The organism is Rahnella sp. CJA17(1/100), assembly GCF_963881615.1.
GTDB classification, from domain to species: domain Bacteria; phylum Pseudomonadota; class Gammaproteobacteria; order Enterobacterales; family Enterobacteriaceae; genus Rahnella; species Rahnella aceris.
Map to the genome: position 1 here is coordinate 172039 of NZ_CAWOJA010000001.1, position 21835 is coordinate 193873.

Genomic DNA, 21835 nt, shown 5'->3' on the forward strand with positions numbered 1-21835 from the left:
GCAGTTTTTACAAAAAATAGGATTAACCCGCATAAAAAACAACACGGGCATAACTGGCTGGCGCAAAAGGTTTTTGATGTTGTTTTGCGATGCGTTTTTGTTAAATTAGTATAATGTTTGGTTTTTTATGTGATGAATAGCACATAATATTCATCAGGTGCGCCGGGCTCAGGATGTTCTTATGCTGTGAATTATTCGATTAACCTGAGTAATGTATGTTTTCTCTAAGTTGAACAACATAAAGAATATTCATTGTAGGTGTGTACCGGCAAACATGTTGTTTTTTATAGCCAAAACTTCGTCTTTAACCTCGAAATAACACGTTATAAGGTATACTGCGCACAAGTACCGTTTATGCCCGGATGGGCGCGGAAAATCATGTCGGTGGTTGATGGAGAATTAAGTTGCGGGTCAGGCGTTCATTAACGATTAAACAGATGGCGGCCGTGTCGAGCATTGCGGCCATCACCATTTGTATTTTTATCGTCATCCAGCTGTTCCACTTTGTACAGCAACGGAGGGACGATTACGCCCAGCAACTTGAGAATATTGCGCATTCTGTTCGGGTTCCGCTCTCGCAAGCCGTGCTGGATGTTGATCTGGAAGAAACGCAGGACATTCTGAATACGCTGCAACCGGTGGGCATTCTGAGCCGTGCCGACGTCGTGTTACCCAATCAGATCGCCGCACTGCATACGCATTTCCCACCAGGCCGCCCGGTGCCGCAATGGGTGACCCGCGGTTTCAATCTGCCGGTGACAATCTCCGTACCTCTCTATTCTGCGGCTGCCAGCCCTAAAGCCCCCAAACCCCTGGCTTATCTGGTCCTTCAGGCTGATTCCTACCGCATGTATCAGTTCATCATCAGCGCGCTCTCGACCATGCTGACAACATATCTGTTGCTGGCGCTGATCCTGACCATTTCCGTGAGCTGGGTTATCAACCGTTTGATCGTGAAACCGCTTCGCGCGATTGCCAGCGATCTGGAATCCCTGCCGGAAAGCGAGGTGCCAGGCCATCAGCTAACCCTGCCGCAACGCCACGAAGACGATGAGATCGGCATGCTGGTGCGCAGCTACAACCGCAATCAGCAACAGCGGGAGAAGCCGCAATGCACTGCCCGTGAAGCACTGCTGCCTTCTCAAACCATGCTGAATAATGAAGAACAGTTTATGCAGCATCTGGAACACCGCCTGCATTGCGCTGAACCGCAAAAAAGTTTCCACCTGCTGTTAATCGGCATTGAAAGCCTGCGCGATGACGGCCATGTGGATTGCCCGCTGATCTCTTCCATCATGAATGTGTTGCCTGAGAACTGCCTGCTGGCGCGCCTGAGTTATAACGAATTTGCTCTGCTGGCGGCGGATATTCCGCGGCCCTTTATGGCGATGCGTCTGGCGCGGCAAATCATGGAGCGCATCAATGCGCCGCAGGAAAGTCATGCTGGCAATATGTCTCTGCATCCGACCGGCAGCATCGGCATCGTGCAATACACCGGCGAATTCCCGGTGAGTGCGCAGCAACTGATGGTGAATGGTCGTGCGGCCAGAGTCTCGGCCTATCAGCAGGGGAAAAACCAAATCCTGTTCTTCGAGCCGCAACTGACCGAAAAAATTCAGAAACGCTTACTGCAGGAAAACGAAATCCTGCATGCGATGGAACAGAATGATTTCACGCTGTTTATCCAGCCGCAGGTGAATATGGCAACCGACACGGTGGTCGGGGCGGAAGCCCTGCTGCGTCGTAAAATGGCCGATGGAAGTTACGGCCTGGAAAGCGATTTTATTGTGCTGGCCGAAGAAATCGGCGTCATGAGTCAGCTGGGTTACAAAATTCTTGAGCTGGGCTGTCAGATCCTGGCGGACTGGCAGCAACGTGGCATTCCCCTGCCGCTGTCAGTCAATCTCTCCGGCGCGCAGGTACAGCAGCGTAACTTCCTGCCGGAACTGCGCAGCCTGCTGAGCCGTTACAAAATTAATCCGGGACAACTGGTGCTGGAAATCACGGAAACGGCCCGCATTGATGATCTCGATCGCGCGCTGCTGTTGCTCAGCGAACTTCGCGCCGTGGGTGTTTCCATCGAGCTTGATGATTTTGGTCTGGGTTACTCCGGGCTGGAATACCTCAACCGGCTGCGCACATTGCCTATTGATGTCATCAAAATTGACCGCAGCTTCGTCAGCGTGCTGCCGCAGGATGAAGTGATGGTGAATATTGTGGCCTCGATTGGTCGCGCCATGAATATTCAGCTGGTAGCCGAAGGCGTAGAAACTGAGGAACAACGTCAGTGGCTGCTTAAGGAAAATATTCAGCTCGGACAAGGCTATTTATTTTCCGCGCCGCTTTCCAAAACTGACTTCGAACGGAAATTCTGCCAGCCTTCCTGACCTGTACCACGGACAGGAAAACCTCTTCTTGTCCGGCATTTCCCCCTCCTGACGATTTTTTTACTTACATTACTTCCTGCTGAATCCTTTCCGCTCCGGTTTTTCATGACTCGTGATTGCGGAGGGAAACGAAATATTTCCATCATGTTGTGCTTGTGTTATTTACCTGCTGCCACTCATTACCTTTGACCTTACAAAAAATAGAAGTCGGCGCAATCACTTCAGGATGGGTATTCATGAAAAAATCACTCTTCAGAAGCCTGTATTTTCAGGTGCTTTTGGCTATTACCGTCGGTGTTCTTCTGGGGCATTTCTACCCTGAGATTGGCGCTCAAATGAAACCACTTGGTGATGGTTTTGTTAAATTAATCAAGATGATCATCGCGCCGGTGATCTTCTGTACTGTCGTCACCGGTATTGCGGGTATGGAAAGCATGAAAGCGGTCGGCCGCACCGGTGCGATTGCGCTGCTGTACTTTGAAATTGTCAGTACACTGGCGCTGATCATCGGGCTGGTGATCGTCAATATTGTACAGCCGGGAGCCGGGATGAACGTGGATCCTGCCGCGCTGGATGCCAAAGCGGTAGCGGTTTACGCCGAGCAGGCGCAAAGCCAGGGCATCATTCCGTTCCTTCTGGACGTGATCCCCTCCAGCGTGATTGGGGCATTCGCCAGCGGGAACATTCTTCAGGTGCTGCTATTTGCTGTGTTGTTTGGCTTTGCGTTGCACCGTCTGGGCCACAAAGGCCAGCTGATTTTCAATGTGATCGAAAGCTTCTCTCAGGTCATTTTCGGCATCATCAATATGATCATGCGCCTCGCACCGATTGGCGCATTTGGGGCCATGGCGTTTACCATCGGCAAATACGGCGTCGGTTCGCTGGTGCAACTGGGACAACTGATCCTGTGCTTCTACCTGACCTGTATTTTGTTCGTGGTGGTGGTGCTCGGGCTTATCGCGCGCTTCACCGGTTTCAGCATCTTCAAGTTTGTGAATTACATTAAAGAAGAGCTGCTGATCGTGCTGGGCACGTCATCTTCTGAATCAGCGCTGCCGCGCATGCTGGATAAAATGGAGCGTCTGGGTTGTAAGAAATCGGTGGTCGGGCTGGTCATTCCGACCGGGTATTCCTTCAATCTGGACGGCACCTCGATTTATCTGACGATGGCAGCAGTCTTCATCGCGCAGGCGACCAATACCCATATGGATATCTGGCATCAGATCACCCTGATTGTGGTGCTGCTGTTGTCTTCAAAAGGGGCGGCAGGCGTAACGGGCAGCGGATTCATCGTGCTGGCGGCAACGTTGTCTGCTGTGGGCCATTTACCGGTTGCAGGACTGGCACTGATTCTGGGCATTGACCGTTTCATGTCCGAAGCGCGTGCGCTGACCAATCTGGTCGGTAACGGCGTCGCCACCATCGTGGTCGCAAAATGGTGTGATCAGCTGGACGAAGGGCAGTTAAAAGCGACCTTAAACGGCCAGAAAGGTCTGACAGAAGCCGAAAAGTCCGCCTGAAATTTCTGAAAAATGGTGACTGAATGGATGAAAATATTGAGAAAGGTTTCTAAAAACGCATTTATTTAGCCCCAAACCCACCTAATATCCACCGGTTACTTGATGCAACCGGTGGATTATCTTCATAATATGTCCCTCAAATGCCTCATCTGGCGTTCGTTCCCATAATATTTTTGCGGGCTGCGTGACATTGCGAAAAATGCGCGGTCTAACGAAGGGCTGTATTTTTCGTCCTTAAACTTACGCATTCAATTCCTGTGGGCCAGTCGACCGACACCGGCAGGACAGCATATTGAAAATTGGATTGTCATTACGTAGGGGTTCACATGCAGGGCACCAAAATCCGTTTACTCATTGGTGGATTGCTGCTGGCAGCAGCCGCAAGTCATGTGCAAGCTGAAGCATTACAACCAGATCCGGCCTGGCAGCAGGGGAAACTGGACAATGGATTTACCTGGCAGTTGCTGACCACGCCGCAACGCCCGAGCGATCGCATTGAATTACGCCTGGTGGTTCGCACCGGCTCGCTGGCGGAATCAGCCCAGCAAACGGGCTATGCCCATTTCCTTCCCCGCCTTGCGCTGATGCACAGCGAAGGCTTCAGCACGGCTCAGCTCCAGTCTCTGTGGCAGCAAAGTATCAATCCGCAGCGGCCCTTGCCGCCAGCGGTCAGTTCTTATGATTTCACGATGTACAACCTGAGCCTGCCCAATAACCGTCCTGAGCTTCTGAAAGATGCTCTGAACTGGCTGGCAAATACGGCGGGCAAAGTGTCTGTCACCCCGGCGCTGGTGAGTGCAGCCCGTCAGGAATCTCAGGATCCGGTAGGTTCTCTGCCTCAAAATACGCAGGATGCCTGGTGGCGTGCGCGGATGGCCGGTTCGACGCTGGTTGGTCACAATCCAAACCATTTACCCACCAAACCTGTCAATATCGACGCATTAATCAAATTTTATCATCAGTGGTATACGCCTGATGCGATGACGTTATTTGTCGTCGGTAATGTCGACAGTCGTGGCCTGAGTGAACAAATCAATCGCACGTTCTCGTCACTCAAAGGCAGCCGCCAGACGCCGCAGACGTTGCCCACGCTGTCTGAAGTGACGACAAAATCCATGACCGTCATGGATGAAAATCTGACTCAGGATCGCGTCTCATTAATGTGGGATAACGCCTGGCAGCCCATTCAGGATTCACAGGCACTTGCCGCATACTGGCGCAGTGATCTAGCCCGCGAAGCGTTGTTCTGGCATTTGCAGCAACAACTGAAAAGTGCGTTTGAAACCAAAAAAGACACCCCGGCACCTGGCCCGGGGCTGGGTTTCGACTGTAATGTGCAATATCAGCGCGCGCAGTGTGCAATCCGCATTGAAGCACCGCAGGCTAAGCTGACGGAGCTGTTTAAACGTTTGTCAGAAGAACTCCTGGCTGTTCGCGATAAAGGCATTTCTCAGGCTGAATTTGATGCACTGATTGCGCAGAAAAACGATCAGCTGAGCAAACTGTTCGCGACTTACGCCCGTACCGATACCGATGTGCTGATGAGCCAGCGTTTGCGTTCCCAGCAAAACGGTGTGGTAGATATCGCCCCAGAACAGTATCAGCAATTGCGTCAGCAGTTCCTTTCCACGCTGACCCTGCCGGTGCTGAATCAGGAACTGAAGCAACAGCTTTCCCGCGCTCCTGCGTTATTAGTGGCGCAGCCAAAAGGGGAACCTGAGGTGAATGCCGCAGAGCTGCGGGCGGTTTATGACAAGATAATGGCACCGGTGGAAACCGCGCCTGCGGTTGATGCCCCTGCGGGGGATGTGCCGGCGGCATCGGCGACGACTGCGCAATAAGTAGATCGTTGAGTAAGAATTCGGTCGGCTCCCTCCCCTGCGAAGGGGAGGGTTGGGGTGGGGTATTAAGGTCTAAATCAAAAATTTTAAGTGTGCTTTAGCAAAGAGTTAGTCATTAAAACCCCCTCCCAGCCTCCCCCTTCGCAGGGGGAGGAGTAAAGAAAAACTCCCCTTATGCCCGCCCCGGCATAAACTCCATCGGAATGATCGCACCGCGATGCTGGATAACCGTACTCGCTGTTTCATGTCCACGCACCGCCGCTTCCACCGCGCTGCCCCCGGTGAGCCTCACCGCCAGATAACCGGCGCTGAAGGAATCTCCTGCTGCCGTCGTATCAATGACTTTCTCTTTCGGCAATTTCACCGCAGGGACATCATGCAACTCGCCTTCAGCGCTGGAGACGATGCAACTGTCGGCTCCGCGTTTGACGACCACTTCGCTGACACCCAGCGCATGGGTGCGCGCAATCACGTCGTCGTACGGCTTCTGGCCCCACAACATATCTTCGTCATCGAGGGTCAGGAAGGCGATGTCGGTGCAGGAAAGCATGGCGTTATACGCGGCCTGCGTCTGTTCTTTGCTGGCCCACAGACGCGGACGGTAATTGTTATCGAAAATCACTTTGCCACCGCGTGAACGGCAGGCTTTCAGCAAGGTCATCAGACGGTCACGGCTTGCGTCGCTGAGGATCGCCAGACTGATACCGCTCAGATACAGATAATCAAATTCTGCCAGTTTCCGGCAAATCTCTTCGGATTGCGGACTGTCGAGCCAGTAGCGCGCGGCAGCATCATTGCGCCAGTAATAGAAGGTGCGCTCGCCGGTGCTGTCCGTTTCAATCACATACAAACCGGGTAACTTGTTTTCAAGGCGCTGGGTCAGATCCGTGTGAACCCCTTCCTGCTGCCAGGCCTGCAACATTTCATTGCTGAAACTGTCATTGCCGAGCGCGGTGACGTAATGCACGTTCAGTGCATCAGGGGAAACCTGGCGGGAGATATAAACAGACGTGTTCAGCGTGTCGCCACCAAAACCGCGGTGGAGCGCATCGCCTTTCTGAGATAATTCGATCATGCATTCGCCGATAACGGCAATGTTTTTGCTGGTCATGGTACCTGGCCTATGTCTGAAGCATTAAAACGAAAGGAAAGAAAAGACCGTCATTATTACGCTCTAGTCTCTTCATAAGAATGCGGTCAGTCAAATAAATTAAAACAAGGTTTTATTTTTGTAGGCGGCAGGCAAAAAAACGAAGAAAAAACGAGGGGAAAAGTGGAAGCGTCAGCACTTCCACCTGAGGCAGTTACTTATTTTCCTGACGCAGTTCGGTCACCGGACGGCCACCCACTCCCCAGTTATCGGTGTCGACCTCGTCAATGACGACCACGGTCGTCGCCGGATTTTTGCCCAGCGTGTCCACCAGTAATTGTGTCACCCCGGCGATCAGCGCTTTCTTCTGTTCAGCTGTCGCGCCTTCGCGGGTGATTTTGATATTAACGTAAGGCATTTTTTTCTCCGGCTTGTGAATGAGGCGTCAATAAAATATTCAGTGCTTCCACTGTAGAGCCTGTGTAAAAGAACTTCCAGCCCGGCTTTTTGGCTGATTTAGCCACATGGATTGCAAGGTTATATGGAGTGATTAAAGTTTCCCCGCGCAGCGCCGATAGATAACTCTACTAAAGAAAGCCAGGAAACCGGGCTACTTTGCCTCCATGAAACACAGTGTTCTGCGAACACACGCTGTTGACATGAATCACATTGTAGTCACGCGACACATGTTGCCGCATGTCCCCCTGATTATCTGATTCTTATTCATGACGGCAGAAAAATATGATAACTAAGATGATGTTAGGGCTGATTACGCCTTCTTTTACCGCCATAGAGCGCGTAAAAGCACAGTCTTACTGGCGTCAGTGTCAGAGAGTGTACCGTTTTCAGCCTATTTATCGCACCACAGGAAAGCTGTTGGGAATTGAATTGCTGACAGGGATTTTTCACCCTGCGAACCCGCACAAATTCATTTCGCCGGAAGAATATTTTGTCGCGATCGCTGTGGGCAAACGTTTGCAAATCGTGCAGGAGCAGCTCGACCTGTTGCAGCGCTGGCAGCATCTGTTCATTGAAAACGAATTACTGGCGTCGATTAACGTAGATGGTCAGGTACTGGAAATGCTGCAATCTGATTCGGCGCTGCGCGCGCAAATCAGCGCGATGCCGTATGTCCGTTTTGAACTGGTTGAAAGCGCCGAAAATGCGCTGAGTATCCCGCTGTCGCAAATCGAGCAATCTGACCGGTTGTGGCTCGATGACTTTGGTCAGGGTATCGCTAACTTCTCTTCCTTCACCACCTGGCATTACGAATACATCAAAATCGCCCGCGATCTGTTTATTTTGCTTGGCCAGAGTGAAGAGGGGTCACGGCTGTTTTACACGCTGGTGACGCTGATGAACCGCTATAGCAAAGGCGTGATTATTGAAGGCGTTGAAACGGCCTCTGAATGGGCGATGGTCTGCAATTCTGATGCGCTGGCGGCACAAGGCTATTATCTGGCGCGTCCCACCATTTTCGACAATCTGGATAATCTGCCCATACATTTCAAAGGATAATGGATCACGCCTGACCTGCTGAGGCAAACTCTCAAAGTTGCTGGTGACTCGTTGTGGTGTGATGCATTTTCATTTCACTGATTTAAAAAGCATTACCTTCCGACTTCCTGCCTGATATGCCCCCTTCACGAATGCCCCTTCCTGCAAGCTGTTGAGAATTCTACTATGGTTAAAACTTGGAATTGGTTAACTGTCTGAAAGGAACAGATTTATGACGCGCACAGGTAAAGTGATTTCCTGGGTTGTGGGTGTGATTATCATTGTGTTGATTGCTGTCGTGATTTTCATTGCGACATTCGACTGGAACCGCCTCAAACCGACCATCAATCAAAAAGTCAGCACCGAACTGAACCGCGCATTCGCGATCCGCGGTGATTTAGGCGTGGACTGGTCGCGTCAGAAAGACGAAGCGGGGTGGCGCGCGTGGGTGCCGTGGCCGCATATTCATGCTGAAGATATCGTGCTCGGTAACCCTTCCGATGTGCAAACCGGCGAAAAAGACGCGCAGATGGTGAAACTCACCCGCGTTGACGCCAGCATTGCGCCACTCGCCTTACTGCATAAAGAAGTGTTGATCCCGCGTATCTGGCTGAAACAGCCTGATGCCTCATTGCTGCGTCTGGATAATGGCAAAAATAACTGGACGTTCAATCTCGCCAACAGCGATACACAGGATCCGGCGCAGCCGCCGTCTGCCTGGTCATTTACGCTCAATGATATCGTGTTTGATCGCGGGCAGATTGACTATAAAGACGCGAAACTGAAAGCTGATTTCCGCGCCGTGATTGACCCGCTGGGCAAACCGCTGCCGTTCACGGAAGTGGTCGGTGATAAGAAAGATGCACCGAAAACCAAAACCCCGCCTTATGTGTTTGGCTGGAAAGTTGACGGTAAATACAACGGTGAATCGCTTTCCGGCAGCGGCAAAATCGGTGGCATGCTGGCGCTGAAAGACCCGGATGTGCTGTTCCCGTTACAGGCAGATGTCCGTTCCGGGAATACGCGGGTGGCCGTCGCGGGGACATTGCAGGATCCGATGAATCTCGGGGGGCTGGATTTACGTCTGAAATTCTCCGGCCAGACGCTGTCTGACTTGTATGGTCTGACCGGCGTGCTGCTGCCGCAAACGCCACCGTATTCCACCGACGGGCATTTATCGGCGACGTTGCATGATAAAGACGGCGCAATTTACCGTTATCAGAACTTTAACGGTGAAATCGGCGACAGCGATATTCACGGCTCACTGACTTATCAGGCCGTTAAACCGCGACCTAAACTGACCGGTGAGGTAGTTTCAAAACAGCTGCGCTTTGCTGATCTGGCTCCGCTGATTGGTGCCGATTCTAACCAGGACAAAGCCAAACGTGGTGAAACTACCCGGCAGCCTGCCGACAAAGTATTGCCGGTGGAGAAATTCGATACTAAAAGCTGGCGGGTAATGGACGCTGATGTGAAATTCAGCGCCAAACGTATCGAGCATGGTAAATCCCTGCCGCTGAGCGATTTGAGTACTCACCTGAAACTGACCGACGGCGAGATCCTGCTCGACCCGCTGCGTTTCGGTCTGGCTGGCGGTAATCTGAATTCCACCATCCGCCTCGAAGGTGACAAATCGCCGATGCAGGCGCGCGCCGATATCCATGCCCGCAAACTGAAGCTCAAGCAATTGCTGCCAAACGTACAGTCAATGGAGCGCAGTCTGGGCGACCTGAACGGTGACGCCACGCTGACCGGCACCGGGAATTCGGTCGCAGCGCTGCTCGGTACCAGCAACGGTGATATGAAAATCCTTATTAACGATGGCGTGATCAGCCGTGGCCTGATGGAACTGGCAGGGCTGAATGTCGGTAATTACGTGGTGAGTAAACTGTTCGGTGATGATGAAGTGGCGATCAACTGCGCGGCCGCCAACGTCAATGTGAAGAACGGACTGGTCACGCCACGGCTGTTTGTGTTCGATACTGAGAATGCGGTGATTAACATTACCGGCAACACCAATATGGCAACCGAACGGCTGGATCTGTCGATCAACCCTGAAAGCAAGGGCGTGCGTATCCTGACCTTACGTTCACCGCTGTATGTTCGTGGCACCTATAAAAATCCGGATGCCGGCGTGAAACCAGGGCCGCTGATTGCCCGCGGTGCCGCAGCCGTCGCGCTTGGCGCTGTCGTTGCCCCGGCTGCCGCGCTGCTGGCGTTGATCTCTCCAAGTGATAATGAAGAAAACCAGTGCGGCCCGATCTTGCAGCAGATGAAACAGAAGTAAGCTCCTTCCCCTCGTGAGAGGGGAAAGCGCTGGCATTAATCACCTTCGGGTATCTGTATTACTGAGGCATCGGATCCAGTACCGCACATTTGTGGTCCTGGATTTCTTCGGTGGAGGCGTTATTGAGTTTGAGTAAGTCACGCTCGCTGGCGAGCAGCAGGAAATCGCCGCCCGGCAGGCTGACCATCGCCATGCCGAAATGTCCCATCTTTTTATCGGCTTCAGGCACACCTTCGGCCAGAAGCCGGAAAGCGCCTTTCTCATTCAGCTCGGCCTGCGTCACTTTACGCGCCAGATAGGTGTGTCCGAGCAGCTTATCCGGCAGTTCCTGCCAGTTATATCCCATCTGCCCGCCATCTTTGCTCAACGTGGTTTTTACCTGTGGCAAAAGACAGGAGATGTGGATGTGCAGCTGATTCTGCGACCGTCCGTATTGCGAGTTAATCGCCAGCGAGACATTGCTGTCATCAATCGGTTTACCGTATTTATCCGCCATAAAATGCCGCGCATTCCATGCCTGACTGAAAAAGTTTGGCGTTGACGGTTCCAGCAACGCAGGGCTTTCCATACCGGTGATCCTCGCGGTCGGCATCAGCAAATATTGCAGCGGGCCGTTCAGATCTTTCAGCACCACAAAACCCTGTTGTTCATCGACCTGCGCGCAGGGCTCAGGTTTGCCCGTGCTTTGCTGATTCGGCACGCATTTCTTGCTGATGATGTTCCACAGAGCGTTGGGATTGGAGGTGTGTGGCCAGAAATACCAGAAGGCCGCAGTAATAAGGATAAGCAGGATCAGAACAGGCAGGATAAATCGACGCAAGCGCATAAGAGACCTTCGCAGAAGGCACCGTGCCGGGCGCAAACCGGGCACGGTATCCGGGTCAGTTACAATGACTGATGGGCGGTTTCTTTGGACAGCAGCAGCGCGATCAGCGTCAGCGTTGCCATTGAGGCCAGATAAACGCCCACATAGAACAACCCGTAATGGGTTGCCAGCCAGGTGGCGATGTACGGCGCGACAGATGCGCCCAGTATCGAAGACACATTATAGGAGAAGGACGCGCCGGTATAGCGAACTTCTGTCGGGAACAGCTCCGGCAGCAGCGCACCCATCGGACCGAAAGTCAGCCCCATCACCATGAAACCACACAGCAGGAATACCATCACCAGCGCCTGTGAACCGGCACCCAGAATGGTCGGGAAGCACAGGGCGAAGACGATCATCAGCAGCGTAATACAAATCATGGTTTTGCGACGGCCAAACTTATCCGCCAGCTGACCGGCAACCGGCACCATCACGCCGAAACCGACCACGCCGATCATCAGCATCAGCAGGAATTCATTGCGCGGAATGCCCAGCCCGACCGGCTTTGCGGCAGTGCCGTAACCCAGTGAATACACGGTCATGATGTAGAACAGCGTGTAAGTCGCAACCATGATAAAGGTGCCGAGAATCGTCGCTTTTTTATATTTGGTGAACAGCGTGCCGATTGGCACTTTCACCTGTTTACCGGCTTTGGCAATTTTGGCAAATACCGGTGTTTCGTGCAGGGAAACGCGCACATACAGACCGACGATCACCAGTACCGCAGAAAGCAGGAACGGCACACGCCAGCCCCAGGAAATAAACTGTTCGTCGGTCAGCAGCCACGACAGCAGCAGGAACATGCCGTTCGCGAAGAAGAAGCCAATCGGTGCGCCAAGCTGCGGGAAAGAACCGTACAGGGCGCGTTTCTTCGCCGGTGCGTTCTCGGTGGCGAGCAGCGCCGCGCCACCCCATTCACCGCCAAGGCCCAGACCCTGACCAAAACGCGCCAGCGCCAGCAGCATCGGTGCGAAAACGCCAATGGTTGCGTAGGTCGGCAGCAGGCCGATCACCACGGTAGACACGCCCATCGTCAGCAAAGAGGCCACCAGCGTAACTTTACGTCCGACGCGGTCGCCGAAGTGGCCGAACAGCGCGGAACCGATCGGCCTGGCGACAAAGGCGATGGCAAAGGTCGCGAGAGACTGTAGCGTGGCCGCCGTCGGGTCACCCTGCGGGAAGAAAATGTGCGGGAAAACAATCACCGCAGCAGTGGCATAGATATAAAAGTCGAAGAATTCAATGGCCGTACCGATAAGCGATGCCACGATGACTTTGCTGCGGGAGTTCTGACTCACCAATTGCGCGTCAGCTTCTAATTCTGGAGTGATAGTGGCTTGCATAAGTGTTTCTTATTTGTAATGAGTGGGAGGGATCTAATGTAAATAAATGTATATCGAAAAGGCATCTTATGCAGAGCGCGGCGGTATTTCAACGCAGCGGAAGCCGCGAAAAAAGGCGTTTAAAGCCGGATCGGGGGATTATTTTATCAGGGCAGGATTTCGCCAGTCATAAGTTTGGCGAATGGGTAAAAGGCAGAGCAACTGACTGCAAAACCGCAAAATAAAAGTACGGCTCTCAGTCAGTTATTCTGGTTTTCACGGCGGTGCTATGCCTGATTTAGCATTATTCACTGCTTTTTAACTTCATCTTCAGCATTAACTGTGGATATATGCATTTCGTCTGGCACGATGAGGTTGTCCGGCGTGTATTCACTGTCGTTTTCCGTGGCATTTTTCGCGTTTTTGGCGGCTTTTTTCTTCGGATCCGGCATCGGCGGGTCATCTTTGTATTTCGCCGTCGCTATCCACGCGGCGACAAACAACGTCAGGCGGGCGAAGAAATAGAAGAAAGCCATCAGGCCGATCACTGAACCAAAGGCTGCGCCGGAAGGTGAGGTCGCCAGCTTCGGCAGTGTCATGGTCATCACGAATTTAATCACCTCAAAACCCATCGCCGCCAGCAACGTCCCGCGCAGCAGCGCTTTTTTGCGTGGCTTGTGGCGCGGCAACATCCAGAAAATCCACAGGAACAGCAAATAGTTAGCGGCAATGGAAATCACCAGCGTGATACTGGTCATCACCGGGCGGAGCCAGTCAATGCCACCCAGACCCAGCGCATCGACAATGGTTTTTTGCGCGGCACCGGCAATCGACGTCAGCGACAGCGTGATAATCAGCGCCAGCACCAGCCCGGTCAGGGAAATAAAATCGCGAATATAGCGGCGGTAAATTTTCTCCTGATCCTGCGGATTACGCTCCCAGACATCGCGCGACTGGGCACGGATCGCTTCGCGCAAATTCCCCATCCAGCTCACGCCGGAGTAAAGCGCAATCAGCAAACCGGATAACCCCACGGCAGTACGCTGCTGGATGGCAGTGTTTACCGTGCTTTTCAGCGTATTCGCCAGATTCGGGTCGCTGATGCTGTTGACGATTCGGTTGATCAGTTCTGCCAGCAAATCAGGATTTGAGGCCAGCACAAAACCGACCGCAGCGAAGGACACCATCAGAATCGGGATCAGCGACAGAAAGGAGAAATAGGTGATGGCCGCGCCAAACTGGCTGCCAAGGCGATCGTTAAAGCGTTCCGTGGCACGCAGCAAATGTGCCACCCAGCCCCAGGACTGCACGTATTCCACGAGTCGTGAAAATCTGCTGATGTTTTTATCCACCGTCTGATTGCCGGTTTTGATGTTGATCAGCGGGGTCGGTTTTTCCTGTGTGGCCGGTTCTTGTTTTGAAATGATGGGCATTGATCCATGTTGTCCTTAAAAATTCATCCGGCCTTAAGTATAGACGCCTGAGCGGTGAGGGCTAAGCCAGAGGCGTCTGAAAGCTCAGGCAATGAACGTTTGGGTGATATCGGTCAGCCAGTCCATAAACACTTTAACGCGGCGTGACAGATTCAGACGATGCGGATAAACCAGCGTCACCGGCATTGGCGGTGCACGGAACTGCGGCAAAACACTGACCAGCTGACCACCCGCCAGCGCGTCACGTACACCAATCAGCGGAACCTGAATGATGCCGAGGCCGTTGATACAGGCGCTGACGTAGGTTTCGGTGCTGTTAACCGTCACCGCGCCGCCGCTTTTGACCGTTTTCACCTGTTTGCCGTCGAGATATTCAAAGGCCGACGTATGGCTGCCGAGGATTTGTTCATAATGCACCATGGCGTGTTGTGCCAGCTGGTCAGGGTGATCCGGCGTGCCGTAGCGGCGCAGATAACCGGGGCTGGCGCAGTTAATCATGCTGAGATGCCCCAGCGGACGCGCAATCAGCCCGGAATCTTTAAGGGTGCCGGAGCGGATCACACAGTCAAACCCTTCCCGCACCACATCCACGCGGTGATCGGTGCAGCTCAGTTCAATTTCCAGCGCCGGATAACGGTTAAGAAACTCCGCCAGACGCGGTAACACCAGATGCGTCGCCATACCGGTGGTCATATCAACCCGCAAACGTCCGCTGACACTGGCCGGATTCGACTGAAACATCGATTCCAGTTCATCCATGCTGGCCAGCAACTCTTTGCAGCGCTGATAAAACACCTGTCCGTCCTGCGTCAGTTGTACGCGGCGCGTTGAGCGGTGCAGCAAACGTGCCGACATCCGCGTTTCCAGTTGTTGCACCAGCCGCGACACACTGCCTTTGGGCAATCCCAGGCTTTCAGCCGCGCGGGTAAAATTACTCAGTTCAGCGACGCGCACAAACACCTGCATTGATTGAATTTTATCCACAATTTGCCTGATTGTTGTTGAGATTGAGACAATGAAAATCATTATGGCTCATTTATCACTCTGCGGTAATCCAATAGGCTGTGTTTCATCCGATGCAGAAGGTACAAAAAGCCAATGAGGTCAGATATGAACCGTAAAATCGCAATAGTGACCGGCGGAAGCCGTGGTTTAGGTAAGAATGCCATTGAAAAGCTGGCAAAAAAGGGCGTTGACGTGATTCTGACTTACCACAATCAGGCCGCTGCGGCACAGGAAGTGGTGATTTCTGTCGAAGCACAGGGTGGAAAGGCCGTTGCGTTGCAGCTCAATACCGGTGAGTCCGGCAGTTTTGATGGCTTTGTTGTGCAGGTAAAAGCGCAACTGCAACAGGTCTGGCAGCGCGATACTTTTGATTTTCTGATCAACAATGCCGGGGTAGGTTTACATCAATCTTTTGCCGATACTACCGAAGAACAGTTTGATCTGATGATGAATGTCCATCTGAAAGGGCCGTTCTTCCTGACGCAAAAACTGTTGCCGCTGATGGCCGACGGTGGCCGCATCCTGAATATCTCCAGCGGGCTGGCGCGTTTTGCTCTGCCGGGCTCATCGGCTTACGCCATGATGAAAGGGGCCATCGAAGTGCTGACCCGCTATCAGGCGAAAGAACTCGGCGCACGCGGGATTACCGCCAACGTGCTGGCTCCTGGCGCAATTGAAACGGATTTCAGCGGGGGTATGGTGCGCGATAATCCGGATGTGAACAGACTGGTTGCCAGCAATACTGCGCTGGGCCGCGCCGGTTTGCCGGATGATATCGGTGATATGGTGGCGCTGATGCTCAGTGATGAAGCGGGCTGGATGACCGCCCAGCGCGTTGAGGCCTCAGGCGGTATGTTTATCTGAACGTTAATCGTGCTGGAAACGCTTCGCTTTCATATGCTGCTGTTTTTCCAGCTCAAAAATCGCCCGTTGCAGGTCGCGTTCCTGCGCGGGTGATAAATTCGGAAACTTAAAACTCAGCCGCTGCGACGTCACGGTTTCGCCTTTATTGCTCACCGATTTACGCACCATCGCGCCGAGATACTGCAGATCTAATGTAAAGGTTCCCAGCTCCGCTAGCTGAATCAGCGAATCTTTCAGCATTGACCCGCTGGTGATTTCCGGCGGTGTAGCCCCTTCAATCTCCAGCCCCAGCCCGCCAAGTGAGATATCACGCACGCGATAAGCAAACTCAGAGGAATCAGGCAATATTCCGCTGCAACGGAAATCCGACATCCGCGGTACACTCACGCGGAAATACTCACGGCGCTGAATGAAATACAACACGGGCGGAAGATCGCAGGTAAATGTCGGCAAACCTTCATAGCTGACCTGGCGGACTCTGCTGCAGGAAAACTCAACCTTGGCACCGGCCGGTTCCGCCACAAACGTCAGTGTGCCGGCTTCAGCGGCCAGAGTGTTCTCGTAATCTGAACTGCCCAGATCGAACAAGAACTGATGGTTGTCAGCATCAACGTCCAGAATTTTACTGATAAATTGTCCGCGGGAATGGCTGACCATGATCAGGGTCTGGTTCTTCTTTAAGTCTCGCAGAACGGACAAAATTGCCAGCGTGTTCCGCTTCGCAAACGACTCTTTCGATACTTCGCTCACCTGCCACACCTCATAAGAAATAAATGCAAAATTATGGCGCAGCCGTTGACGTATAAGGCGCCCAATACGGATTATCGGCCACTCAGAGCAAAACTTTATCGCGCAATAACGTCTATTTTGACCCGCAAAAAGGGACATTCCGGGCGCGGAGGGCGCTGTTTGCGCGTCTCTGATTTATATATAGGCTATCTTTTCGCGTTCTGATGCCTATTTTCTCCTCAATTTTTTCATTTAAAACCTCACCGGAGAAAATTATTTCCCTTCACGGCGAATAAAAATCGCTGCTCAGGTGTTTACCTTTATATCGAACACTGACGGGCACGGTTTTTATGCAAACTTCATCTTCTGTTCTTCGCAGCCGTTACGACGGCCTGACTATTTTGCTGCACTGGCTGACGGCGCTGGCCGTCATCTTCCTGTTTGCCAGCGCGCATATCTGGGAAGTGCTGGAGCGCGGCACGCCGCTGCGCAAAGGGCTGCAATCGGTGCACATCTCGGTGGGGATATTGCTGGCGGCGATTATCATCGGGCGTCTTTTATGGCGTTTGTTTACCGTCAGCACCGGTCGCAGTAAACAGCAACCGGTCACCATGCCGACGCTGATGAAAGCCGCCGCGCACCTGACCCATCTGGCGCTCTATCTATTGCTGGTCGCGCAAATCATTCTGGGCTTTTTATTCCGCTGGTCGCAGGCCGAACCGTTCTACTTCTTCGGTTTATTCCCCATTCCTGACGTGTTCAATTTCGACAGTGTGATGACCAGAACTTTCGGTTCGTTGCACAACAACGTCGCCTGGGCGCTGATCATTATCGCGGGTATACATGCGCTGGCGGCACTTTTTCACCATTACGTTCTCCGCGACGGCATTTTGCGCCGCATGTTACCGGGCAGCACAAGCCGCCCGTAAGTCATCAGTTAATTCCCTACAGGACATCATTATGAAGACAAAAACGGTAATACAGGCGCTGTCGGTTGTGTGTCTGGCGGGCAATCTGCTGTTTTTCAGCGCCGCCGCTAACGCGATGGGTGATGATTCCGACGCTAAAAAAACGCCGGACTGCCCGAAGGGGCAAATCTACGACAGCAAAACTAAGAGCTGCATGGTGGATAAAGGCAGCATGATTTCCGATCAGGATAAAACGCAGTACGCTTATCATCTGGCGAAAACCGGCCGTTATCAGGAAGCGCTGACGGTGCTGAATACGCTGAAAGATCAGAACACCAAAGAAGCCTGGAATTATCGCGGCTATGCCACCCGTAAACTCGGGCGCACCGACGAAGGTATCAGCTATTATCAGAAGTCGATTGCGATTGACGCGAAGTATGCCAAAGTCCGGGAATATCTCGGCGAGGCTTATATGATTAAAGGGCGTCCTGATCTCGCCAAAGCCCAGTTAGCGACCATCAAAGGCTTGTGCGGCACCGGCTGCGAAGAATACCGCGACCTGAGCGCCGCCATCGACGGTCATCCGGAATCCTGATCACGGAGAATCGATAAATCTCACCGGCAGACTTACGTTCTGAACTGAGCCAGTGCCTGTCACGTCTGTGGCGCTACGCGATGGTGCTGTCGCGCAAGCATGATGTGGCGGACGATCTGGTGCAATCCACCTGCGTGCGGGCGCTGGAACGCTGCGCGCAGATTAAGGACAGCACCGGTGTGGACCGCTGGCTCTTTTCTATCCTGCACTCCATATGGGTTAACGAACTCAGGGCGCAGTACGTCCGTCAGGGGCAGGGTTTTGCTGATGTTGATGAAACGCAGGCGCCCGCCGATACGCTGTCTTTCGAGGAGCGTCACTGGCATACGCAGGTTATGCAGCGGGTGAACCGGCTGCCGGAAGCCCAGCGCAACGCAGTGTTTCTGGTGTATGTCGAAGGTTTCACCTATCAGGAGGCGGCGATGACGCTTTCCGTCCCCATCGGTACCATCATGAGCCGTCTGGCGACCGCCCGGCTGACGCTGGCAAAAGACGCCGGTACCGCCACCCAACCGCAGCAGGGAGAGAAAAAATGACCCGTGAAATCCCGGCTGCGCCTTACGCCGATGAAGTTCTGGTGGCATACCTCGATAACCAGCTAAGCGAATCTCAGCGTGCAAAATTTGATGCACAACTGGCGCAGGACGACGTGCTGGCGCAGCGGCTGGCGCAGATGTCACGCAGCAATTTACCGTTCCACGACGCCTTTGGCGCGATGTTGCAGGAAGCTCCGGTCGGGAAATTACAGGCTGCGCTCGACGCTATCCCTGATGCACGGATTGCCGGTTCGTCCGGATTCAGCCGTCGCGCACTGCTCGCCGCGTCGTTAAGTTTTCTGGCCGTCGGGCTGCTGGGTGGACGTTATTCCACGCTTTTTGCTTCTGACGATAACTGGCGTGCGCGCGTGGCGGATTACATGTCGCTGTATACCGCGCAGACGCTGGCGGATGTGGATGATTCTGCCGGACAGCAAAAAATCCAGCTCGCGCGGGTGCAAAACACCTTAGGCATCGCACTGAGCCCGGCGGCGCTGGCGGTGCAGGGCGCGGATCTGAAAGATGCCCGTATGTTGCATTATGACGAATATGACATCGCGCAAATTACCTATCTTGACGCGCGTTACGGCCCGATGGCGCTGTGTATTACGCGCAGCGAGCACCGCGACAATACGGCATTGCAGCGAGAAATCCGCCGGGGAATGAACGTGGTTTACTGGCGCAATGCCGGTTACAACTTCATGCTGATCGGCCACAGTCCGGCACCGGCTCTGGCCGCGCATGCTGCGGCTTTACAGGCGAATCTGGCCTGAATGATTTCGTCACGTCACTAACTTATGTAATTATTTAAAGTATTAAACTATTTTTAATGCACGTAACGATAATGTTAAATTGTTTACGAAATCTCGATAATATGAGTATTCGGTAACATTTGTGTGGTTGATTTGTCGTTCTTCGCCGCGGTTTTCGTTGCTCCCCATTATTGTCCTTTCATACTCTGTGGAAATAATCGCTTATTTCCCACCGCACCGCCGGGTTGTTGATTTCGTTTATCCAGAGGAAATCTGGATAGCTTTCACCTGCAAAACTAAAACTAAACATTCAGAGAAACAGACGTCATGAGAAAGATACTCGCCATGATCCTCTGCCTTAACGTGGTTGCTTTCAGCCAGTCAGCGTTGGCAGAAGATGAAAAGCCCGTTGATGTGTTACTGATCGGCGGCGGCATTATGAGCGCGACGCTGGGGACATACCTTCAGGAATTAGAGCCAGACTGGTCAATCGACATGGTTGAGCGCCTGGACGGCGTAGCGCTGGAAAGCTCCAACGGCTGGAACAACGCCGGTACCGGCCACTCTGCGCTGGCAGAAATGAACTACACACCGGAAAAAGCCGACGGCAGTATCGATATCTCCAAAGCGGTCGAAATCAACGAATCCTTCCAGATTTCCCGTCAGTTCTGGACCTATCAGGTTGAGAACGGCGTACTGCACAACCCGCGTTCCTTCATCAACAGCACGCCGCACATGAGTTTTGTGTGGGGTGATGACAACATCAATTTCCTGCGTAAACGTTTTGCGGCATTGCAACAAAGCACGCTGTTCCGTGGCATGGAATATTCAGAAGACCCGGCGCAAATCAAACAGTGGATCCCGCTGGTGATGGAAGGGCGTGATCCGGCGCAGAAAATCGCTGCGACCCGCATTCCGATTGGTACCGACGTAAACTTCGGCGAAATCACCCGTCAGCTGGTGGCCTCGTTGCAGAAGAAGCCTAACTTCTCCCTGAGCCTCGGTCATGAAGTGCGTGACATTAAACGTAACCCGGATAACACCTGGAACGTGACCGTTGCCGACCTGAAAAACGACGGCAAAGAAAGCGTTATCAAAGCGAAATTCGTGTTTATCGGTGCGGGCGGTGCGTCCCTGACGCTGCTGCAAAAATCCGGTATTCCTGAAGCGGACAACTACGGCGGCTTCCCGGTGGGTGGCGAGTTCCTGGTGACTGAAAACCCGGACGTGGTGAAACGTCATCTGGCGAAAGTGTACGGGAAAGCGTCTGTCGGCTCACCGCCGATGTCCGTTCCGCACCTCGATACCCGTATTCTGGATGGCAAACAGGTTCTGCTGTTCGGGCCGTTCGCCACCTTCTCCAGCAAGTTCCTGAAAAACGGTTCCCTGTGGGATCTGTTCGGCAGCGTGAATTTCTCCAACATCATGCCGATGACCCACGTGGGTATCGACAACTTTGATCTGGTGAAATATCTGGTCAGCCAGGTGATGCTCTCCGACGACGACCGTTTCGATGCATTACGTGAATACTTCCCGGATGCGAAGAAAGAAGACTGGCGTCTGTGGGAAGCCGGTCAGCGCGTGCAGATCATCAAAAAAGATGAGAAAGAAGGCGGCGTTCTGCGTCTCGGCACCGAAGTGGTCAGCTCGAAAGACGGCAGCATTACCGCGCTGCTGGGCGCTTCTCCGGGCGCATCCACTGCGGCTCCGATCATGCTGCACCTGATGGAAAAAGTGTTTAAAGACAAAGTCGCCACACCGGAGTGGCAGGCCAAACTGAAGGAAATCATCCCTTCATACGGCACTGAACTGAACGGCAACGTGGCGGCGACCGAGAAAGAACTGGGCGACACCAGCCGCGTTCTGATGCTCGACAACCCGCAACCGAAAGCGGCGGAACCGGCTCCGGCGGCGGACAATTCTTCAGCCCCTAAAAAGGGTGAAGAGCAGAAGCAAGTGGCAGACGTCGCGTTGTAATCTGATTCCGTAAAAAGTGATCGTAAAGGCGCGGGCAACTGCGCCTTTTTTCTTCATCTCCCTTCATATATCTCTTTGTGAATACGTAAATTCCATTAAACTATTCCCACAATTTCACCATGTGAATACAGTTTCCTCACACCCCGAAAAGCAGGATGCTTTTCACATGTCAGCCAGGGACCGGAATGAACACACTTTCCCGCTATTCTCTCGATATCTGGAACAGC

General features: G+C 53.0%; 18 protein-coding genes. 11 read left to right on the forward strand and 7 right to left on the reverse strand.

Annotated features, from left to right (window positions below):
* Nucleotides 1-404 precede the first annotated feature (404 nt).
* The 3 genes from hmsP to AACU55_RS00835 all read left to right on the forward strand — a co-directional run bounded on the left by hmsP (nucleotide 405) and on the right by AACU55_RS00835 (nucleotide 5748).
* Nucleotides 405-2387, forward strand: coding sequence for a biofilm formation regulator HmsP (hmsP, locus tag AACU55_RS00825; protein ID WP_134706502.1), 1983 nt, complete (start codon nucleotides 405-407; stop codon nucleotides 2385-2387).
* A gap of 236 nt (nucleotides 2388-2623) precedes the next feature.
* Complete coding sequence (locus AACU55_RS00830) at nucleotides 2624-3907, forward strand: dicarboxylate/amino acid:cation symporter (RefSeq protein ID WP_013573460.1); 1284 nt, start codon at nucleotides 2624-2626, stop codon at nucleotides 3905-3907.
* Between the two features lie 326 nt (nucleotides 3908-4233).
* Nucleotides 4234-5748, forward strand: coding sequence for a M16 family metallopeptidase (locus tag AACU55_RS00835; RefSeq protein WP_121020019.1), 1515 nt, complete (start codon nucleotides 4234-4236; stop codon nucleotides 5746-5748).
* A gap of 172 nt (nucleotides 5749-5920) precedes the next feature.
* On the opposite strand, the gene AACU55_RS00840 is transcribed toward AACU55_RS00835, so the two are convergent.
* Both AACU55_RS00840 and AACU55_RS00845 read right to left on the reverse strand, forming a co-directional pair.
* Nucleotides 5921-6859, reverse strand: coding sequence for a sugar kinase (locus AACU55_RS00840; protein ID WP_013573462.1), 939 nt, complete (start codon nucleotides 6857-6859; stop codon nucleotides 5921-5923).
* Nucleotides 6860-7052: 193 nt separating this feature from the next.
* Entirely contained in the window at nucleotides 7053-7256 is a 204-nt protein-coding gene (locus tag AACU55_RS00845; protein WP_013573463.1) for a 2-hydroxymuconate tautomerase family protein, read from the reverse strand.
* A gap of 323 nt (nucleotides 7257-7579) precedes the next feature.
* Between AACU55_RS00845 and pdeH the strand changes: the two genes are divergently transcribed.
* Together pdeH and AACU55_RS00855 are read left to right on the forward strand one after the other, a co-directional pair.
* On the forward strand, nucleotides 7580-8356 hold the full coding sequence (gene pdeH, locus AACU55_RS00850; RefSeq protein WP_134706503.1) for a cyclic-guanylate-specific phosphodiesterase: 777 nt from the start codon (nucleotides 7580-7582) through the stop codon (nucleotides 8354-8356).
* Nucleotides 8357-8567: 211 nt separating this feature from the next.
* Nucleotides 8568-10622, forward strand: coding sequence for an AsmA family protein (locus AACU55_RS00855; RefSeq protein ID WP_134706504.1), 2055 nt, complete (start codon nucleotides 8568-8570; stop codon nucleotides 10620-10622).
* Between the two features lie 58 nt (nucleotides 10623-10680).
* Here the strand turns inward: AACU55_RS00855 and AACU55_RS00860 are convergent, their stop codons facing one another.
* The 4 genes from AACU55_RS00860 to AACU55_RS00875 form a co-directional block, all read right to left on the reverse strand.
* Nucleotides 10681-11448, reverse strand: coding sequence for a CDP-diacylglycerol diphosphatase (locus AACU55_RS00860; protein ID WP_134706505.1), 768 nt, complete (start codon nucleotides 11446-11448; stop codon nucleotides 10681-10683).
* A gap of 59 nt (nucleotides 11449-11507) precedes the next feature.
* Complete coding sequence (locus tag AACU55_RS00865) at nucleotides 11508-12830, reverse strand: MFS transporter (protein ID WP_013573467.1); 1323 nt, start codon at nucleotides 12828-12830, stop codon at nucleotides 11508-11510.
* Nucleotides 12831-13117: 287 nt separating this feature from the next.
* Nucleotides 13118-14242 carry an inner membrane protein YhjD gene (gene yhjD, locus AACU55_RS00870; protein WP_037033796.1) on the reverse strand — a complete coding sequence of 375 codons (1125 nt, stop codon included), beginning with the start codon at nucleotides 14240-14242 and terminating at the stop codon, nucleotides 13118-13120.
* A gap of 84 nt (nucleotides 14243-14326) precedes the next feature.
* Nucleotides 14327-15226, reverse strand: a complete 900-nt coding sequence (locus tag AACU55_RS00875) for a LysR family transcriptional regulator (protein ID WP_205960141.1) — start codon at nucleotides 15224-15226, stop codon at nucleotides 14327-14329.
* 126 nt (nucleotides 15227-15352) lie between these two features.
* Here AACU55_RS00875 and AACU55_RS00880 point away from each other — a divergent pair, with 126 nt between their 5' ends.
* On the forward strand, nucleotides 15353-16111 hold the full coding sequence (locus AACU55_RS00880) for an SDR family NAD(P)-dependent oxidoreductase (RefSeq protein ID WP_112151969.1): 759 nt from the start codon (nucleotides 15353-15355) through the stop codon (nucleotides 16109-16111).
* Between the two features lie 3 nt (nucleotides 16112-16114).
* On the opposite strand, the gene AACU55_RS00885 is transcribed toward AACU55_RS00880, so the two are convergent.
* Entirely contained in the window at nucleotides 16115-16861 is a 747-nt protein-coding gene (locus AACU55_RS00885) for a flagellar brake protein (RefSeq protein WP_134706507.1), read from the reverse strand.
* Between the two features lie 329 nt (nucleotides 16862-17190).
* Between AACU55_RS00885 and AACU55_RS00890 the strand changes: the two genes are divergently transcribed.
* The 5 genes from AACU55_RS00890 to AACU55_RS00910 all read left to right on the forward strand — a co-directional run bounded on the left by AACU55_RS00890 (nucleotide 17191) and on the right by AACU55_RS00910 (nucleotide 21608).
* Complete coding sequence (locus AACU55_RS00890) at nucleotides 17191-17769, forward strand: cytochrome b (RefSeq protein WP_134706508.1); 579 nt, start codon at nucleotides 17191-17193, stop codon at nucleotides 17767-17769.
* 31 nt (nucleotides 17770-17800) lie between these two features.
* Nucleotides 17801-18343: a tetratricopeptide repeat protein gene (locus AACU55_RS00895; RefSeq protein ID WP_121020016.1), complete on the forward strand. Its 543-nt coding sequence runs from the start codon at nucleotides 17801-17803 to the stop codon at nucleotides 18341-18343.
* A gap of 80 nt (nucleotides 18344-18423) precedes the next feature.
* Complete coding sequence (locus AACU55_RS00900; protein ID WP_037033790.1) at nucleotides 18424-18879, forward strand: sigma-70 family RNA polymerase sigma factor; 456 nt, start codon at nucleotides 18424-18426, stop codon at nucleotides 18877-18879.
* A complete protein-coding gene (locus AACU55_RS00905) occupies nucleotides 18876-19652 on the forward strand; it encodes an anti-sigma factor family protein (protein ID WP_037033789.1) in 777 nt (258 codons plus the stop codon). The genes AACU55_RS00900 and AACU55_RS00905 overlap by 4 nt, the downstream gene beginning before the upstream one ends.
* A gap of 306 nt (nucleotides 19653-19958) precedes the next feature.
* Entirely contained in the window at nucleotides 19959-21608 is a 1650-nt protein-coding gene (locus AACU55_RS00910) for a malate:quinone oxidoreductase (protein WP_134706509.1), read from the forward strand.
* Nucleotides 21609-21835: the final 227 nt, after the last annotated feature.

Bases quoted from the DNA above. Each gene is read 5' to 3' on its own strand.
- AACU55_RS00855 (WP_134706504.1), top strand. From the start codon at position 8,568: ATGACGCGCACAGGTAAAGTGATTTCCTGGGTTGTGGGTGTGATTATC.
- AACU55_RS00860 (WP_134706505.1), bottom strand. From the start codon at position 11,448: ATGCGCTTGCGTCGATTTATCCTGCCTGTTCTGATCCTGCTTATCCTT.
- AACU55_RS00865 (WP_013573467.1), bottom strand. From the start codon at position 12,830: ATGCAAGCCACTATCACTCCAGAATTAGAAGCTGACGCGCAATTGGTG.
- AACU55_RS00910 (WP_134706509.1), top strand. From the start codon at position 19,959: ATGAGAAAGATACTCGCCATGATCCTCTGCCTTAACGTGGTTGCTTTC.
- pdeH (WP_134706503.1), top strand. From the start codon at position 7,580: ATGATAACTAAGATGATGTTAGGGCTGATTACGCCTTCTTTTACCGCC.
- AACU55_RS00880 (WP_112151969.1), top strand. From the start codon at position 15,353: ATGAACCGTAAAATCGCAATAGTGACCGGCGGAAGCCGTGGTTTAGGT.
- AACU55_RS00900 (WP_037033790.1), top strand. From the start codon at position 18,424: ATGGTGCTGTCGCGCAAGCATGATGTGGCGGACGATCTGGTGCAATCC.
- AACU55_RS00895 (WP_121020016.1), top strand. From the start codon at position 17,801: ATGAAGACAAAAACGGTAATACAGGCGCTGTCGGTTGTGTGTCTGGCG.
- yhjD (WP_037033796.1), bottom strand. From the start codon at position 14,242: ATGCCCATCATTTCAAAACAAGAACCGGCCACACAGGAAAAACCGACC.
- AACU55_RS00835 (WP_121020019.1), top strand. From the start codon at position 4,234: ATGCAGGGCACCAAAATCCGTTTACTCATTGGTGGATTGCTGCTGGCA.
- AACU55_RS00840 (WP_013573462.1), bottom strand. From the start codon at position 6,859: ATGACCAGCAAAAACATTGCCGTTATCGGCGAATGCATGATCGAATTA.
- AACU55_RS00845 (WP_013573463.1), bottom strand. From the start codon at position 7,256: ATGCCTTACGTTAATATCAAAATCACCCGCGAAGGCGCGACAGCTGAA.
- AACU55_RS00830 (WP_013573460.1), top strand. From the start codon at position 2,624: ATGAAAAAATCACTCTTCAGAAGCCTGTATTTTCAGGTGCTTTTGGCT.
- AACU55_RS00890 (WP_134706508.1), top strand. From the start codon at position 17,191: ATGCAAACTTCATCTTCTGTTCTTCGCAGCCGTTACGACGGCCTGACT.
- AACU55_RS00905 (WP_037033789.1), top strand. From the start codon at position 18,876: ATGACCCGTGAAATCCCGGCTGCGCCTTACGCCGATGAAGTTCTGGTG.